Below are 16,117 nucleotides of genomic sequence, written 5' to 3' on the forward strand. Positions count from 1 at the left end.
TTAATCGTCTTTTTTTATTCTTGACTTTCGGTTGTGTTATTGTCAACTTCTGTGCCAGTTTCATTTTCGTCTATTTCTTCTTCTTCCTCGTGCTGTACTTTTGCTACAGCAGCAATACTATCAGAATCTTTAATGTTAATTAATCGAACTCCTTGAGTTGCTCTTCCCATTACTCTTAAATCAGAAACAGCCATTCTAATTGTAATACCAGATTTATTAATAATCATAAGATCATCTTCATCTGTAACATTCTTAATAGCCACCAAATTTCCTGTTTTTTCTGTAATATTCAAAGTTTTTACACCTTTCCCTCCTCTATTAGTAATTCTATAATCTTCTAGGTTAGATCTTTTACCATATCCTTTATCGGAAACGACTAAAATATTACTTTCATCATCGTTTACCGCAACCATTCCAATAACTTCATCATTATCATGTTGAAGCGTAATTCCTCTAACTCCAGATGCAGTTCTTCCCATCGGACGAGTTTTACTTTCTTCAAAACGAATTGCTTTTCCTGATTTTAAAGCTAACATTACTTGACTTTCACCGTTTGTTAACTTAGCTTCTAGTAATTCATCACCTTCTTTAATAGTAATTGCATTAATACCATTTGTTCTTGGACGAGAATATTGCTCTAAAGACGTTTTCTTAACCTGACCTTTTTTAGTGGCCATGATAATATAATTGTTATTGATGTATTCTTCGTCTTTTAAATCTTGTGTAACCAAAAATGCTTTTACTTTATCATCTTGTTCTATATTGATAAGGTTTTGCATTGCTCTTCCTTTGGTATTTTTACCACCTTCAGGAATTTCGTAAACTCGCATCCAAAACACTTTTCCTTTTTGAGTAAAGAACAACATATATTGGTGATTTGTACCAACAAATAAGTGCTCTAAGAAGTCTTCATTACGAGTAGTTGCTCCTTTTTGACCTCTTCCTCCTCTATTCTGAACTTTATATTCATCAAGATTTGTACGTTTTAAATATCCTGCATTAGAAATTGTTACCACAACCTGTGTATCTGGAATCATATCTTCGATACTCATATCTCCACCAGCATATTCAATTTGAGAACGACGTGCATCACCATATTTATCTCTAACAGCAATTAACTCATCTTTTATAATTTGATAACGTCTCGTTACATCACTTAAAATATCTTTTAAATCGGCAATCGTTTTCATGATTTCTTCAAACTCTGCACGTAATTTATCTTGCTCTAAACCTGTTAATTGGCGTAAACGCATTTCAACGATTGCTTTTGCTTGAATTTCTGTTAGTTCAAAACGAGCAATTAAAGCTTCACGGGCATCATCTGCATTACTAGAAGCTCTAATAATTTTGATGACTTCATCTATATTATCTGAAGCAATTATTAATCCTTCTAAAATATGTGCTCTAGCTTCTGCTTTTTTCAATTCAAATTCTGTTCTACGAACAACAACTTCATGTCTATGTTCTACAAAATGATGAATTAATTGTTTTAAATTTAATTGTTCAGGTCTTCCGTTTACTAACGCAATATTATTTACACTAAATGATGTTTGTAAAGAAGTGTATTTATATAATTTATTTAAAACGATATTTGGTATAGCATCACGTTTTAAAACGTAAACAATACGCATTCCGTTTCGATCAGATTCATCTCTAATATTTGCAATTCCTTCTAATTTTTTATCGTTTACTAATTCAGCAGTTTTTTTAATCATTTCTGCTTTATTAACTTGATATGGAATTTCTGTAACGATGATACATTCACGTCCTTTTACTTCTTCAATTACAGCTTTTGCACGCATTACAATACGTCCACGACCTGTATGAAAAGCATCTTTTACGCCTTCGTAACCATAAATAATACCACCAGTTGGAAAATCTGGAGCTTTAACATGCTGCATTAACTCATCAATTTCAATATCTCTATTTTCAATATAAGCTAATGTTCCGTTTACAACTTCTGTTAAATTATGTGGCGCCATGTTTGTTGCCATACCAACAGCAATTCCAGAAGCTCCGTTTACCAATAAATTCGGAATACGGGTTGGTAAAACTGTTGGTTCTAATAATGTATCATCAAAATTTAAACGATGATCAACAGTATCCTTTTCAATATCAGACAACATATCTTCAGAAATCTTTTGCATTCTAACCTCGGTGTAACGCATTGCTGCTGGACTATCTCCATCAACTGAACCAAAGTTTCCTTGTCCGTCAACCATCATATAACGAACGCTCCAATTCTGAGCCATACGCACCATTGAATCGTACACAGAAGTATCTCCGTGTGGATGATACTTTCCTAATACTTCTCCAACAATTCTTGCTGATTTTTTATAAGAACCTGTAGCTTTAATTCCTAATTCATGCATTCCGAACAAAACTCTTCTATGTACTGGTTTTAAACCATCTCTTACATCTGGTAATGCTCTTGAAACAATAACCGACATTGAGTAATCAATGTACGCAGATTTCATTTGTTCCTCAATATTAATCGGGATCAATTTTTCTCCGTCTGTCATATATATTTATGTATTAATTTTTATACTAATTTCTTAAACGAGCAAGATACACTTTTTTACCTTTTTACTCAAAAAAAAATAACACCTGATTACCTAGAGTTATCAACATTTTTTAATATTTTTCAACAGCGTTTACACAACTGGTTTTCAACTGTTTCTAATCATATTTTTTAAGACAATTTGACAAATATTTTAAACTGGCACTTTTTTTGTATTTTTTTCATAAAAAATCTACTAAATTTACAATTAGATATATAAAAATATGGACGATAATTTTTCACCAAGAGTAAGAGATGTAATCACCTTTAGTAAAGATGAAGCTTTACGTTTAGGTCATGATTTTATTGGAACAGAGCATTTACTATTAGGTTTAATTAAAAAAGGAGAGGGAAAAGCAATTGACATAATGACTGCTTTTGATGTTGATTTAGAATTAATGCGCAAGAAAATTGAAAAATTAAATCCTGCTGCAATTAGTTTTACTGATGTTGGGGAAAAGAAAAAAAGCTTGCATTTAACAAGGCAAGCAGAAAAAGCCTTAAAAACAACTTTTTTAGAAGCTAAATTATACCAAAGCGAATCTATTGATACAGCACATTTATTGTTATGTATTTTAAGAAACGAAAATGATCCTACAACAAAGTTGTTAAACAAAATGTATATTGATTACGATCAAGCAAAAGCTTTTTATAAACAATTGCATGCAGATGATTCAGAAATCTCAATAGACCCAATAGCAGAAACTCCTTCTGATGATGAATTTGGTGAGGAAAAAGCAAATCCTTTCGGTCAGCAACCGCAAAAAAGTGGAGCGACTGCTAAGAAATCTAAAACTCCTGTTTTAGACAATTTTGGTAGAGATTTAACAGCTTTAGCAGAAGCAAACAAATTAGATCCTGTTGTTGGAAGACAAAAGGAAATTGAACGTGTTTCGCAAATATTAAGCCGAAGAAAGAAAAACAACCCAATGTTAATTGGAGAACCTGGAGTGGGGAAATCTGCAATTGCTGAAGGATTGGCATTGCGAATTGTAAACAGAAAAGTTTCTAGAATTTTATTTGACAAAAGAATTGTTTCTTTGGATTTAGCAAGCTTAGTTGCTGGCACTAAATACCGTGGTCAGTTTGAAGAGCGCATGAAAGCATTGATGAACGAATTGGAAAAAAATGATGACATCATTCTTTTTATTGATGAAATTCATACAATTGTTGGTGCTGGAGGAGCAACAGGTTCTTTAGATGCATCAAACATGTTAAAACCTGCGTTGGCTCGTGGAGAAATACAATGTATTGGCGCAACAACTTTAGATGAATTTAGAACAAACATCGAAAAAGATGGTGCTTTAGAACGTCGTTTTCAAAAAGTAATTGTAGAACCAACAACTGTTGAAGAAACCATTCAGATTTTACATAACATCAAAGAGAAATACGAAGAACATCATAATGTTGATTATACAGATGACGCAATAGATGCGTGTGTAAAATTAACAAACAGATATATGACAGATCGTTATTTACCAGACAAAGCAATTGATGCATTGGATGAAGCAGGTTCAAGAATTCATATTACAAATATTGTAGTTCCAAAACAAGTATTGGCTTTAGAGGCAGAACTAGAAAGCATTCGTTCTAATAAAACAAAAGCGGTTAGCGGACAAAAATATGAAGAAGCTGCAAAGTTAAGAGACGATGAGAAAAATATTGAAGCAGCTTTAGAATCTGCCCAAAAACAATGGGAAGATGATTCTAAATTAAATAAAGAAATTGTTACTGAAGATAATGTTGCCGAAGTTGTTTCTATGATGACAGGAATTCCAGTGAATAGAGTTGCCGAAGCAGAAAGCAGTCGTTTAAGCGAATTACCTAACTTAATTAAAGGAAAAGTAATTGGTCAAGACGAAGCAGTTACCAAGGTTGTAAAAGCAATTCAGAGAAATAGAGTTGGATTAAAAGATCCGAATAAACCAATTGGATCATTCATCTTTTTAGGTCAAACTGGAGTTGGAAAAACGCAATTGGCAAAAGTATTGGCGAAAGAACTATTTGATTCTGAAGATTCTTTAATTAGAATTGACATGAGTGAATACATGGAAAAATTTGCTATTTCTAGATTAATCGGAGCACCTCCAGGATATGTTGGTTACGAAGAAGGCGGACAATTAACTGAAAAAGTAAGACGCAAACCGTATTCTGTAGTTTTACTTGATGAAATTGAAAAAGCACATCCAGATGTGTTTAACATGTTGCTTCAAATTTTAGACGATGGTTTTATCACTGATAGTTTAGGTAGAAGAATCGATTTTAGAAATACAATTATTATAATGACTTCTAATATTGGTGCCAGACAATTAAAAGATTTTGGTGCCGGAGTTGGATTCGGAACTTCATCTAAAGTTGCGCAAGCAGATGAACACGCTAAAGGAATTATAGAAAATGCCTTAAAGAAATCATTTGCTCCAGAGTTTTTGAACAGAATAGATGATGTAGTTGTATTTAATGCTTTAGAAAGAGAACAGATTCATTTAATTATCGATATTGAGTTAGATAAATTATTACATAGAATTTCTGATTTAGGCTACACGTTAAAGCTAAGCGAAAAAGCAAAAGATTATATAGCAGACAAAGGATTTGATAAAAAGTATGGAGCAAGACCATTAAAAAGAGCAATCCAAAAGTATATTGAAGATGCTTTAGCTGAAGAAATTGTGAGTTCTAAATTGTCTGAAGGAGACACCATTGTAATGGATTTAAATTCTAAAAACAATTCGCTAACAATTAAAATTAAAAAAGCAAAAAAAGCTCCCGAAGAGCAAAAAGAAAAATAATAAAAAACCGAGCATTATGCTCGGTTTTTTTATGAAAAATATAACGTAACATCAACAAAAATACAGCAATCATTTTCTTATCTTTGCATCAAATTTGAAACTTCATCTCAATGAGAAAAATTACACTACTTTTAATCGTATTTACAGCGTATATTTCATGCAATAAAGAAACAGCAGGTTTTGTTACTTTATCTGGTCAATTTACTAACATGAATGAAAACGACAATCTCTTTTCTATAAAAAGTAATGATTACTCAAAAGATATAAAAATTAATAAAGATGGCACTTTTAAAGATACACTTCACATAAAAAAAGCCGGTTACTACACCTTAGTTATCGATAATAAAAATTATGGCTTTGCATTTTTAAGAAATGGTTTCGATTTAAAACTAACTGCAGATAATAATTCTTTTTTTGAAACAACAAAATATTCTGGAAAAGGAGCAAATACTACCAACTATTTACTTGATCAATATAAATACAACTTAGCTTTAGGAAATACTAGTAAATTATTTATGTTAGAAAAAGATGCTTTTTCAAAAGAGTTAAACAAAATTAAATACGGTTATGATAGTTTAAAAAAACTACATGGAGAAATAGATACCATGATTGTTAGAATAAACAATCAACAAAATAAGGAGCTTTTTAGTTTATTAGAAAAAAACTACGAATCTCAACACGCTAAAGTTCTACAGCAAATTAAAACTGAATCATTATTAGGAAGAGGAAAACCTTCTCCGAAATTTAACAATTACTTAAATTATAAAGGTGGTAAAACATCTTTAGATGCTTTTAAAGGAAAGTATGTATATATTGATGTTTGGGCAACTTGGTGTAAACCTTGTCTTGTACAAATTCCTTTTTTAAAGAAACTAGAAGAAAAATACGCTCGTAAAAAAATTGAATTTGTTAGTATTTCAACTGACAATCCTACCACTGCTGGATCTTGGGATAATGCGTTATCTAAATGGAAAAAAATGGTGAAAGAAAAAAACTTAACTGGAGTTCAATTATATGCTGGGAAAGACACAAAATTTATGGAAGATTACCAGGTTTATGGGATTCCTAGGTTCATGTTGATTGATCCTAAAGGAAATATTGTAAACGCAAATGCTCCTAGACCTTCGGATCCGAATTTAGAAATTCTATTTAAAGAATTGGGGATTTAATTTCTTAAAAAATACAAATAAAAAAAGCAGGAATTTCTTCCTGCTTTTTTTATTTGTATTTTTTTATCCTTTAAAAACTCCCATTTTAGAGTATTTATCCATTCGTTGCATCACTAAATCTGTATCATTTAATTCTTTTAGTTCTTTATAAGATTCTAGAATTACTCTTTCTACTTCTTTAAAAGTTGTTTCTCTATCAGAATGTGCTCCACCTAAAGGTTCTTTAATAATACCGTCTACAATTTTTAATTTAATTCCGTCTTCTGCAGTTAATTTTAAAGCTTCTGCAGCTTGTTCTTTATGCTCCCAACTTCTCCATAAAATTGAAGAACAGTTTTCTGGAGATATTACAGAATACCATGAGTTTTCTAGCATTAATACTTTATCTCCTACTCCAATTCCTAATGCTCCACCAGAAGCTCCTTCTCCAATAATTACTGTTATAATTGGTGTTTTTAAACGTGTCATTTCTAAAATATTTCTTGCAATTGCTTCTCCTTGTCCGCGTTCTTCTGCTTCTAACCCTGGATAAGCACCTGGAGTATCAATTAATGTAATTACAGGAATATTAAATTTCTCTGCCATTTTCATTAATCGTAACGCCTTTCTGTATCCTTCCGGATTTGCCATTCCGAAATTTCTATACTGACGTGTTTTTGTATTATATCCTTTTTGTTGACCAATAAACATAAAAGATTGGTCTCCAATTTTACCCAAACCACCAATCATTGCTTTATCGTCTTTTACACTTCTATCTCCATGTAATTCCATAAAAGTATTACCTGCTAGTGCTTTAATATAATCTAACGTATAAGGTCGGTTTGGATGACGAGATAATTGTACTCGCTGCCAAGCAGTTAAATTTTTATAGATTTCCTTTTTGGTTTTTTCTAGTTTTTTTTCAATTTTCTTACAAGTTGCGGTTACATCCACCTCACTCTCTTCACCAATAACCTGACATTTTGTTAATTGGTCTTCTAGCTCTTTAATTGGCTGTTCAAAATCTAAATATTCCATATATAAGTTGGTTAATTTTAACTAAATCAATTTTAAATTGATTGAAATAACAACATTACAAACTTACTATAAAATTTGTTTTTGTTGTAAATTTTTTAAGTTTTATTCTTTTTCATTTTTTGATGAATTGCGCCTCTGTTTTTTATAATTCCGTTTAACAACACTACAAACAATACGATAAACGCACCATAATAGAATTCTGGATTCATTTTTTCTTTATCACCAAAAATAAACAATGCTAAAATTATTGCATAAACAGGTTCTAAATTAATAGTAAGCATTACTGTATATGGCGTTAAATGTTTCATTATTTTAACTGAGACAATAAACGCATAGGCTGTACAAATACTACTTAAAATTAATAAATAAAACCAATCAGACATTTTAAGGTTAAAAAAGTTTAAAGTAAAAGAATCTGTGAAAAATAAAAAAACGGTAACAAATGCTACTCCAAAAAATAATTGATAAAATGAAATTACATCCGCAGCTGTTTTCTTGATAAAGATTCCGTTTAAAACCGAAAATAAAGCAGCTAAAAATGCTGATATCAAAGCGTAAATAATACCTAAATAATACTGAGTTTCAAAATTGAAAATAATATACAATCCTCCAATAACTAATAATCCTAAAAGCATTTCAATTGGCTTTATTCTTCTTTTAAAAAACAACGGTTCTATAAGTGATGTAAAAAATGCACCTGTACTCATTGTTACCAAAGCAATTGACACATTAGAAACTTTAATAGCTTTAAAAAATGTAATCCAATGCAACGCAATTATTATTCCTGTAAATAAAAACTTAAGCAAAGTTTTTTTATCAATTAAAAATTTTTTCTTTTTAACAATAAAATAGAGTAAAATAAATATGACCGCTAATAGCATTCTAAACCAAACTAACGGAACTGCATCAATACTAATTAAAGCACCAAGAATTGCGGTAAATCCCCAAATAAACACAATTAAATGAAGTTGTAAAAAGTATTTTAATTTACTTCCTTGCATTATAGTAGAGATATAAAGCCAAGGTTCCGAAAACAATATTTGGAATCCAAACAGTTAGCAATGAATTTGCTCCTGCAACTGCTCCTAAAACTTCAGAAACTTTTAAGAAAAATATGTAAACAAACATCAATCCAAAACCTAATGCTAAATTAACTCCTGTTCCGCCTCTACGCTTTTTAAATGCTAATGCAACAGCAATAATGGTAAGAAAGTAAGAAGCAATTGGCAAACTTGTTCTTTTATGGAGTTCAACTAAATGAGCATTCAAATTTTTGACACCTCTTTTTTTAGAAACATTAATAAATTCTATCAATTCATCCGAAGGCATTTCTTGTGCTAATGCAGCTTTATAAACTAAATCTTTTGGTGAAAAAGAAAAAACAGTATCAATAGCATTTCCAATAAAAATGCTATCTCTAGTTTTATAAATTCTTCTAATTTTATAATTAGATAATTGAAACGTACTGTCTTTTTTATCCCAGCTGATATATTTAGCAGTTAGTTTTGTTTTTATTTTATTTTCATCATAAACTTCTGTAGAAAAATTATATCCGGTATTTCTTTTTAAATCGAAACTTTGAATAAAAATATATGTGCTATCGGTTAATTGTAAACTAAAGTCTTTTACAATATCATCTCCATATTTTGGTTTAAAGATGTAAGTGTTTTCAAACTTTTTTCGAATCTTACTGCTACTTGGCACCACAAAATGATTCATTACCAATGCCAAAATGGTTACCAATGTTGCACCAATAAAATATGGATATAAAAAACGTGTAAACGAAACTCTAGCATTGTTAATCGCAACAATTTCTGTATTGTTAGATAGTTTAGAGGTAAAAATAATTACGGCAACAAATAATGCCAACGGCATAAATGTGTTTGCATAATAAATGATAAAGTTTAAATAATAATCATTTACAATTTCAAAAAGAGTTAAAGTATCTGAGGCTAAAAATTTATCTACTTTTTCTGCAATATCAATAGCAATGGCAATTGGTATTAAGATTAATAACGTAAAAAAAAAGGTTACTAAATATCTTTTTAATATGTAAGAATCAATAATTTTCAAATTATAATCTTTTGTCCATTTGCTTTACCATTTTATCTTTCCATTCGGTAAAATCTCCTGCTAAGATATGCTTTCTTGCTTCTCTGGTCAACCAAAGATAAAAACCTAAGTTATGTATGGTTGCAATTTGCTTTCCTAACAATTCTTTTGCAGCAAATAAATGACGTAAATAAGCTTTAGAATACAAAGTATCTACAAAGGTAATATCCATATCATCTATGGCAGAAAAATCATTTTCCCATTTTTTATTTTTGATATTTATGGTTCCATGTGCTGTAAATAACATTCCGTTTCTAGCATTTCTAGTTGGCATTACACAATCAAACATATCAACTCCTAAAGCGATGTTTTCTAAAATATTAATTGGCGTTCCCACGCCCATTAAATAACGTGGCTTGTCTTCTGGTAAAATTTCACAAACTACTTCTGTCATTCCGTACAATTCTTCTGCTGGTTCTCCTACTGATAATCCTCCAATGGCATTTCCTTCTGCTCCAACCGAAGCGATAAATTCTGCAGACTGTTTACGCAAATCTTTATATGTACTTCCTTGAACAATCGGAAAAAAAGATTGATTATAATTGTATTTTAATGGTGTTTTTTCTAAGTGATTTATACAACGTTTTAACCAACGATGCGTCATGTGCATTGATCTTCTTGCATAATTAAAATCGCACGGATATGGCGTACATTCATCAAAAGCCATGATAATATCTGCGCCAATAGAACGTTGAATTTCCATAACATTTTCTGGAGTAAATGTATGATAAGAACCATCGATATGACTTTTAAATTTTACGCCTTCTTCTTTTATTTTTCTTCTTCCTGATAAAGAATATACTTGATAACCACCAGAATCTGTTAAAATATTACGATCCCAATTCATAAATTTATGCAAACCTCCAGCTTGTTCTATAATGTCGGTTTTTGGACGTAAATATAAATGATAGGTATTTCCTAAAATTATATCAGGATTGATTTCATTTTTTAATTCGGATTGATGCACTCCTTTTACAGTACCAACAGTACCAACTGGCATAAAAATTGGAGTTTCAATTTCGCCATGATCTGTTGTCATTACACCAGCTCTAGCTTTACTTTTTGGGTCGGTTATTTTTAAGTCAAATTTCATTGCTTGCAAAGATACAGTTATTTAAGAATTGAAATGTTAAAGAAATGGTAGGATTTATCTCTTTTTTCTTTTGAACGATGTATTAGAATTTCGTTTAGATTTTGGTGAATTTTTTCTGAAAGTTGCACTTTTCTTAGTAAACTCGTTTGGTTTAATAACAGCTTTTTTGGGTGCTTTCTTTTTTGGTTTTTCTTTATTAACTGAAGCATCTTCCGTTTTAGAAGAACTAGCAACCATTGCATTAATTTCTGACAATTCTTTTTCGGTAAGTTCGCGCCAATCACCAATTTTTAAAGCATCCAAATTTACATTCATAATACGAGTTCGTTGTAATTTTATAACCTCGTATCCAACATATTCACACATTCTTCTAATCTGACGGTTTAAACCTTGTGTTAATACAATTTGAAAAGTATTTGTGTTAATTTTTGTGACTTTACATTTTTTAGTTACGGTTCCTAAAATCGGGATTCCGTTGCTCATTTTTTTGATAAAATCGTCTGTAATTGGTTTGTCAACTTTTACTACATAATCTTTTTCATGATTATTACCAGCTCTCAAAATTTTATTAACGATATCGCCATCATTGGTTAAAAAAATTAACCCTTCAGATGGTTTATCTAATCGTCCGACAGGAAATAATCGTTCTGGATGATTTATATAACTAATAATATTATCTCTCTCTCTTGAATCTGTGGTACAAACAATTCCGACAGGTTTATTAAAAGCAATGTAAAGTGTTTTGGGTTTTGGTTGTAGCTTTCTTCCATCAATTTTTACAACATCGCCGTCAAAAACTCTGTTACCCAATTCTGTAGGTTTTCCGTTTATAGTAACTCTACCAGCAATAATTAATTTTTCTGCTTCTCTACGAGAGCAAATTCCTGTGCTGCTTATAAACTTATTAAGGTTTGTAGATTGTTGATTTTTCTGTTCCAAAAGTGCTAAACTATTTCTTCTGCAAAGAAACGGATTCTTTAAATATTTATAGTTCTAAATGTCAAATTTATTCTTGGCGTTTTAATCAGTTTTGTTGGTGGCAATCTATGCAACCAATTTGTTTGAGTTGTATCTTTCATAACCAACAAACTCCCTCTTTCTAAAACTAAATCTATTTTTTGTTTGGTTGATTTATGTTTAAAAGAAAAATTACGCTCAGCGCCAAGTGTTAACGAAGCTATTTCTCCGTTTTTCTTTAGCATTTTTTCTCCGTCAGAATGCCAAGCCATTCCTTCTTCTCCAGAATGATATAAATTTAACAAACACGAATTATACGTTGCATTGCTTTCTTTTTCTACGATTTCTTTTAACGCTAATAACGCTTCTGTAAAAACTAGTGCTTGCTTTGTAACGTTAGAATAATTGTAGTAATAATCGGTATCGCCATACCAAGCAACTTTTCGTTTTGTTATAATTCTTTTACCAAAAATGACAGCTTCATCGTTTTTCCATTCGATTTCTGACAACAACTTTTGGTAATAAATTTCGCTTTGCTTTTGCGACAGAATTTTACCGTGATAATTGGTAATTCCATCGTAAGGTAAAATGTTTTGTATTTTTTCTTGATTGAATAAATTCATCGTTTAAAAATACAAAAACCTTACAACAAAAGCTGCAAGGTTTGAGCAAAAAATTTGGTTGATTTTTTTAGTTAGTTATTAAAAGATAACAAATAACTATAGTTTCTTTTTTACTTTTGCTAAAACAAACATATACATAAACCATTGATTACAAAATAAGTAGTAAGTGCTATTAACGCGTAATACTACGTATCTAAACTCTGAAACTTTCAACTTTTAAATAGTTCTCTCATCTCGACTCCGCTCGATATGACAGCTCGAACGTACAAGTTTAAATTAATTCTATTAAATCTTTGTTTTTATGCACCCATTTAGAAAGTGATTCTGTACCCGAAAGTATGTCTAATTTTGAGATGATATTAGAACGGTGTTTTTCGACTGTTCTTGTAGAAATAGATAAAATATTTGCTATTTGTTTTGTAGAATTTTCGTTAGCAATTAACCTTATAATTGTTCTTTCTGATGGCGAAAGAAATTTTATTTTTTCTAACTCTGGTGAAACTTGATTTTTAAAAATTTCATTAAAAGTAGAAGTTGCATAAAACTGTCCATTTAAAACTGCTTTAATACACTTTTTAATTTCTTCAAAAGGCTCGTCTTTTAATAAATATCCATCAATATTCATTTTTTTTGCTTTTAGTACAAACCCTTTTTCTTTATACGATGTAAGAATTATAAATCTTGTTTCTGAAGCTTCTTCTTTGCATTTTTTTATTACTTCAAAACCTGTTAATAAAGGCATGCTAATATCTAAAATGGCAATTGTTGGTTTTTTTAAAATAATCATTTGTAAAGCTTGAGCGCCGTTTGTTACACCTTCTAAAACATTAAATCCTAAATCTAATAATTCGTTTCTTAATCCTTTTAACAACAAAGGATGATCGTCTGCTACAAGTATACTAATTGTATTATTCATTTTTTACTGGGATAGAAAAGATAAAACTGGTTCCGTTATTTGGTTTGCTATCAATAGAAAGATTTCCATTCATTATTCGTGTTCGTTCAAAGATAGTTTTTAGTCCTAAACTATTTTTCTTTTTACTGTCGTTTATATCAAACCCTTTTCCGTTATCAGAAATTAAAGTGATGATTGTTTTATTTTCTATTTTAATTTTTACTGTAACCGATTTTGCATTTGCATGTTTAATGATATTAGTCAAACATTCTTGAATCAATCTATAAAAATTAAGACTTGTACTTTCTGTAAAATACGTATTTATGTTGTCTATATCAACAGAAAAAAACAACTCGGTTTGCTCATCGTAATCATGTATTAATTGCTCAATACTTTCTGTTAAACCTAATTGCTTTAGCAAAGCTGGATACAACCCTCTAGAAATACTTCTAACTTCTTCTAACGCATTATTGGTTAAAACAGTAATTTCATTTTGATTTTCATTTTGCGACTTTCGTTTTATTAATGTTAATTGCTGACCAACACTATCGTGCAATTCTCTGGCAATTCTTGTTCTTTCTTCTTCTTGTGATTTAAGTAAATTTTCAGAAAATTGTTGCTGTAATAATTTCTCTTTTTTTACCGCATTTCTTGATTTTAATAAAATAACAGAAACAAATATTAATAAAAGAGCTAAACTACCAAATAGCAGTAATTGATTTTTAACCTTATTTTCTGCATCTAATAATGCAATATTACTCTCTTGAGTTTCAATTTTTAAATTCTTTTTTTCGGTTTCATATTTTATTTGCATTTCATTAATGCTGGCTATTTTATCGATAGAAAAAAGACTGTCTTGTAAAATATGATATTGCTTTAAATTCTTAATGGAGCTTTTATAATTCCCTAAACTATATTCAATATTTGACAAAACATAATATGCATATCTCTCTTGATGCAAGTTATTTTCTTTAGCATATTCTATGGCTTTTAAAGAGTATTCTTTAGCTTTAGAAAGATTTCCAATTTCTATATAAGTTTCAGAAATATCATTACAAGAATGTGCTGCGCTACCAAATCTTTTTAATTGTAACTTAAGAGATAATGCTTTAAATAAATATTCTAAAGAAGCATCATATTCTTTAATATTTCTATAAGAAGAACCTATGTTTCCTAATAAAACAGATTCTCTAATTTTTAGATTATATTCTTGCGCTATGGGTAACGCTTTTTTAAATAATTCAATGGCTTTTAAAATATTATCTTCTTTTTGATAACTCGCACCAAGATTAGATAAGCTAAAAACAATACCAGTTTTATCATTTAACTCTTCATAAATTGCAAGCGCTTTGGTAAAATTCTCTTGTGCTTTTTTTAAATCTAAAGTAAGTAAATACACTCTTCCAATACTTTCTAAGCCAACTGCAATATTTTTTTTATCCTGTAAGCTTTCCGAAATTTTGAGTGATTTAAAATAATTAAACAAAGCTTTCTCATAAGATGCAATTGCATGATATACTGCTCCTAAATTCATATAGCAATTAGCAATTTCAACTTTATTATTTAATTCTGTATAAAGATTAAGAGAAATTGTGTGATAACTTATTGCTTCAGAATAGTTTTTTTGCTTTGCATAATAAGTTCCAAAATAATAATTTCCTAATGCAATTTGAGTTTTGTTATTGAGTTTAATCGCTGTTTCTAACCCTAACGAAAAAGTTGTATGAGCTTCTGTAAAGTTATCTTTAGATAAAGATTCTACACCTTTTTTATAATTCTTCTTTATAAAAGTCAAATTTGTAATAGTATCTCTTTTTTGTAATAAAAAGGAATCTTTAGAATTTGCTACTACTGTAATATTAACGACTATTAAAAAGTAAAAAAAAAGTTTTTTCATGGGTTATTACACCAATTAATTATAAAGATGAAATTTAATAATTGGTTCACAATATAAAACTTAAAATTTTAAATCATTGTGTAAATTTACAGCAGTATTAAATGTTTTAATACTTAAAACAGATAACTAAGAAATAATAATATTACATTTAATCTAATATTAATTTTTAAACTCATCTCTATGATTATTGATAAGAAAAAATATAAAATACCTGCTTTCTTACTTGTATTTGGAATTGTATTCTGTGCAATATCGGCAATAATGTCAATAGATTCTGATGAAAATTGGTTTGCTAGATCTGGCGCAGTGTTGAGTTTTATTTCTGTTGTAATTCAATTTATGTTATCAAGTTTAAAAAAAGCCGAGATAGAAAATTTATTTAAAAAAGATTTGCGTTTAAAAGAAAAAATTAACGCTGTTAAAGAAAAAGATTTACTGTATGAAACTATCTCAATTTCATCTGTAATTACTGGCTTGGTAGGAACTATAATTTGGGGTTACGGAGATTTACTTTATTAAAAAATAAAGCACTAATGTTAATTTTTGTGAAACAAAAAGTCAGATAATTAAAATTTCATACATTTGTAGTTGATATGAAAAAAGTATTCCATAAAATAACATCTGCATTAATGGCCGTAATGGTATTGTTTTCTACAATGTCGTTTACTGTTGATATGCATTATTGTGGAGATATGTTGGTTGAAACTGCAATTTTTCATAAAGCAGAAGGTTGCGGAATGGAAATGCAAAATCCTACAACCGATGGTTGTTCTGTTATTAAAAGCAACTGTTGCACTAACAATCAAATTGTTGCTGATGGTCAAGATCAATTACAAGTTTCTATTGTAAAACTTTCACTTGAACAACAACAATTTATTACTTCTTTTATATATGCTTACAACAACCTTTTTGAAGTTGTAACAGAAAACACTAATTCTTATAGAAATTATTCCCCACCTTTAGTCGTCAGAGAACTTTACAAACTTGACGAAACGTATTTAATTTGAT

General features: G+C 29.7%; 13 protein-coding genes. 4 read left to right on the forward strand and 9 right to left on the reverse strand.

The genetic code is table 11. The annotated features are described in order from the left end of the window. Positions 1 to 14 precede the first annotated feature (14 nt). Positions 15 to 2,522: a DNA gyrase subunit A gene (gene gyrA, locus ABDX67_RS04600; RefSeq protein WP_347173797.1), complete on the reverse strand. Its 2,508-nt coding sequence runs from the start codon at positions 2,520 to 2,522 to the stop codon at positions 15 to 17. Between the two features lie 262 nt (positions 2,523 to 2,784). Between gyrA and ABDX67_RS04605 the strand changes: the two genes are divergently transcribed. Next, the gene (locus tag ABDX67_RS04605) at positions 2,785 to 5,346 is read left to right on the forward strand and encodes an ATP-dependent Clp protease ATP-binding subunit (protein WP_347173798.1); all 2,562 of its coding nucleotides are present in this window, start codon (positions 2,785 to 2,787) and stop codon (positions 5,344 to 5,346) included. 110 nt (positions 5,347 to 5,456) lie between these two features. Continuing rightward, complete coding sequence (locus ABDX67_RS04610; protein ID WP_347173799.1) at positions 5,457 to 6,515, forward strand: TlpA family protein disulfide reductase; 1,059 nt, start codon at positions 5,457 to 5,459, stop codon at positions 6,513 to 6,515. A gap of 63 nt (positions 6,516 to 6,578) precedes the next feature. On the opposite strand, the gene ABDX67_RS04615 is transcribed toward ABDX67_RS04610, so the two are convergent. The 8 genes from ABDX67_RS04615 to ABDX67_RS04650 form a co-directional block, all read right to left on the reverse strand. After that, a complete protein-coding gene (locus tag ABDX67_RS04615) occupies positions 6,579 to 7,532 on the reverse strand; it encodes an acetyl-CoA carboxylase carboxyltransferase subunit alpha (RefSeq protein WP_347173800.1) in 954 nt (317 codons plus the stop codon). A gap of 95 nt (positions 7,533 to 7,627) precedes the next feature. Continuing rightward, complete coding sequence (locus ABDX67_RS04620) at positions 7,628 to 8,533, reverse strand: DMT family transporter (RefSeq protein ID WP_347173801.1); 906 nt, start codon at positions 8,531 to 8,533, stop codon at positions 7,628 to 7,630. After that, on the reverse strand, positions 8,520 to 9,605 hold the full coding sequence (locus ABDX67_RS04625) for an LptF/LptG family permease (RefSeq protein ID WP_347173802.1): 1,086 nt from the start codon (positions 9,603 to 9,605) through the stop codon (positions 8,520 to 8,522). The genes ABDX67_RS04620 and ABDX67_RS04625 overlap by 14 nt, the downstream gene beginning before the upstream one ends. 1 nt (position 9,606) lies before the next feature. Further along, on the reverse strand, positions 9,607 to 10,737 hold the full coding sequence (tgt, locus tag ABDX67_RS04630; RefSeq protein WP_347173803.1) for a tRNA guanosine(34) transglycosylase Tgt: 1,131 nt from the start codon (positions 10,735 to 10,737) through the stop codon (positions 9,607 to 9,609). A gap of 54 nt (positions 10,738 to 10,791) precedes the next feature. Then, positions 10,792 to 11,676, reverse strand: coding sequence for a 23S rRNA pseudouridine(2604) synthase RluF (rluF, locus tag ABDX67_RS04635; protein WP_347173804.1), 885 nt, complete (start codon positions 11,674 to 11,676; stop codon positions 10,792 to 10,794). Between the two features lie 38 nt (positions 11,677 to 11,714). Then, positions 11,715 to 12,317 carry an alpha-ketoglutarate-dependent dioxygenase AlkB family protein gene (locus ABDX67_RS04640; RefSeq protein ID WP_347173805.1) on the reverse strand — a complete coding sequence of 201 codons (603 nt, stop codon included), beginning with the start codon at positions 12,315 to 12,317 and terminating at the stop codon, positions 11,715 to 11,717. A gap of 271 nt (positions 12,318 to 12,588) precedes the next feature. Continuing rightward, positions 12,589 to 13,233, reverse strand: coding sequence for a response regulator (locus ABDX67_RS04645; protein ID WP_347173806.1), 645 nt, complete (start codon positions 13,231 to 13,233; stop codon positions 12,589 to 12,591). After that, positions 13,226 to 15,109, reverse strand: a complete 1,884-nt coding sequence (locus ABDX67_RS04650) for a tetratricopeptide repeat-containing sensor histidine kinase (protein ID WP_347173807.1) — start codon at positions 15,107 to 15,109, stop codon at positions 13,226 to 13,228. The genes ABDX67_RS04645 and ABDX67_RS04650 overlap by 8 nt, the downstream gene beginning before the upstream one ends. 180 nt (positions 15,110 to 15,289) lie before the next feature. Here ABDX67_RS04650 and ABDX67_RS04655 point away from each other — a divergent pair, with 180 nt between their 5' ends. Further along, the gene (locus ABDX67_RS04655; protein WP_347173808.1) at positions 15,290 to 15,628 is read left to right on the forward strand and encodes a hypothetical protein; all 339 of its coding nucleotides are present in this window, start codon (positions 15,290 to 15,292) and stop codon (positions 15,626 to 15,628) included. A 74-nt stretch (positions 15,629 to 15,702) separates the two neighbouring features. Next, a complete protein-coding gene (locus ABDX67_RS04660) occupies positions 15,703 to 16,116 on the forward strand; it encodes an HYC_CC_PP family protein (RefSeq protein ID WP_347173809.1) in 414 nt (137 codons plus the stop codon). Position 16,117: the final 1 nt, after the last annotated feature.

Source organism: Polaribacter uvawellassae (genome assembly GCF_039748955.1).
GTDB lineage: Bacteria > Bacteroidota > Bacteroidia > Flavobacteriales > Flavobacteriaceae > Polaribacter > Polaribacter uvawellassae.

Coding starts and splice junctions, on each gene's coding strand:
- ABDX67_RS04645 (WP_347173806.1), bottom strand. CDS start 13,233: ATGAATAATACAATTAGTATACTTGTAGCAGACGATCATCCTTTGTTG.
- ABDX67_RS04615 (WP_347173800.1), bottom strand. CDS start 7,532: ATGGAATATTTAGATTTTGAACAGCCAATTAAAGAGCTAGAAGACCAA.
- ABDX67_RS04660 (WP_347173809.1), top strand. CDS start 15,703: ATGAAAAAAGTATTCCATAAAATAACATCTGCATTAATGGCCGTAATG.
- gyrA (WP_347173797.1), bottom strand. CDS start 2,522: ATGACAGACGGAGAAAAATTGATCCCGATTAATATTGAGGAACAAATG.
- ABDX67_RS04620 (WP_347173801.1), bottom strand. CDS start 8,533: ATGCAAGGAAGTAAATTAAAATACTTTTTACAACTTCATTTAATTGTG.
- ABDX67_RS04650 (WP_347173807.1), bottom strand. CDS start 15,109: ATGAAAAAACTTTTTTTTTACTTTTTAATAGTCGTTAATATTACAGTA.
- ABDX67_RS04605 (WP_347173798.1), top strand. CDS start 2,785: ATGGACGATAATTTTTCACCAAGAGTAAGAGATGTAATCACCTTTAGT.
- ABDX67_RS04640 (WP_347173805.1), bottom strand. CDS start 12,317: ATGAATTTATTCAATCAAGAAAAAATACAAAACATTTTACCTTACGAT.
- ABDX67_RS04610 (WP_347173799.1), top strand. CDS start 5,457: ATGAGAAAAATTACACTACTTTTAATCGTATTTACAGCGTATATTTCA.
- tgt (WP_347173803.1), bottom strand. CDS start 10,737: ATGAAATTTGACTTAAAAATAACCGACCCAAAAAGTAAAGCTAGAGCT.
- ABDX67_RS04655 (WP_347173808.1), top strand. CDS start 15,290: ATGATTATTGATAAGAAAAAATATAAAATACCTGCTTTCTTACTTGTA.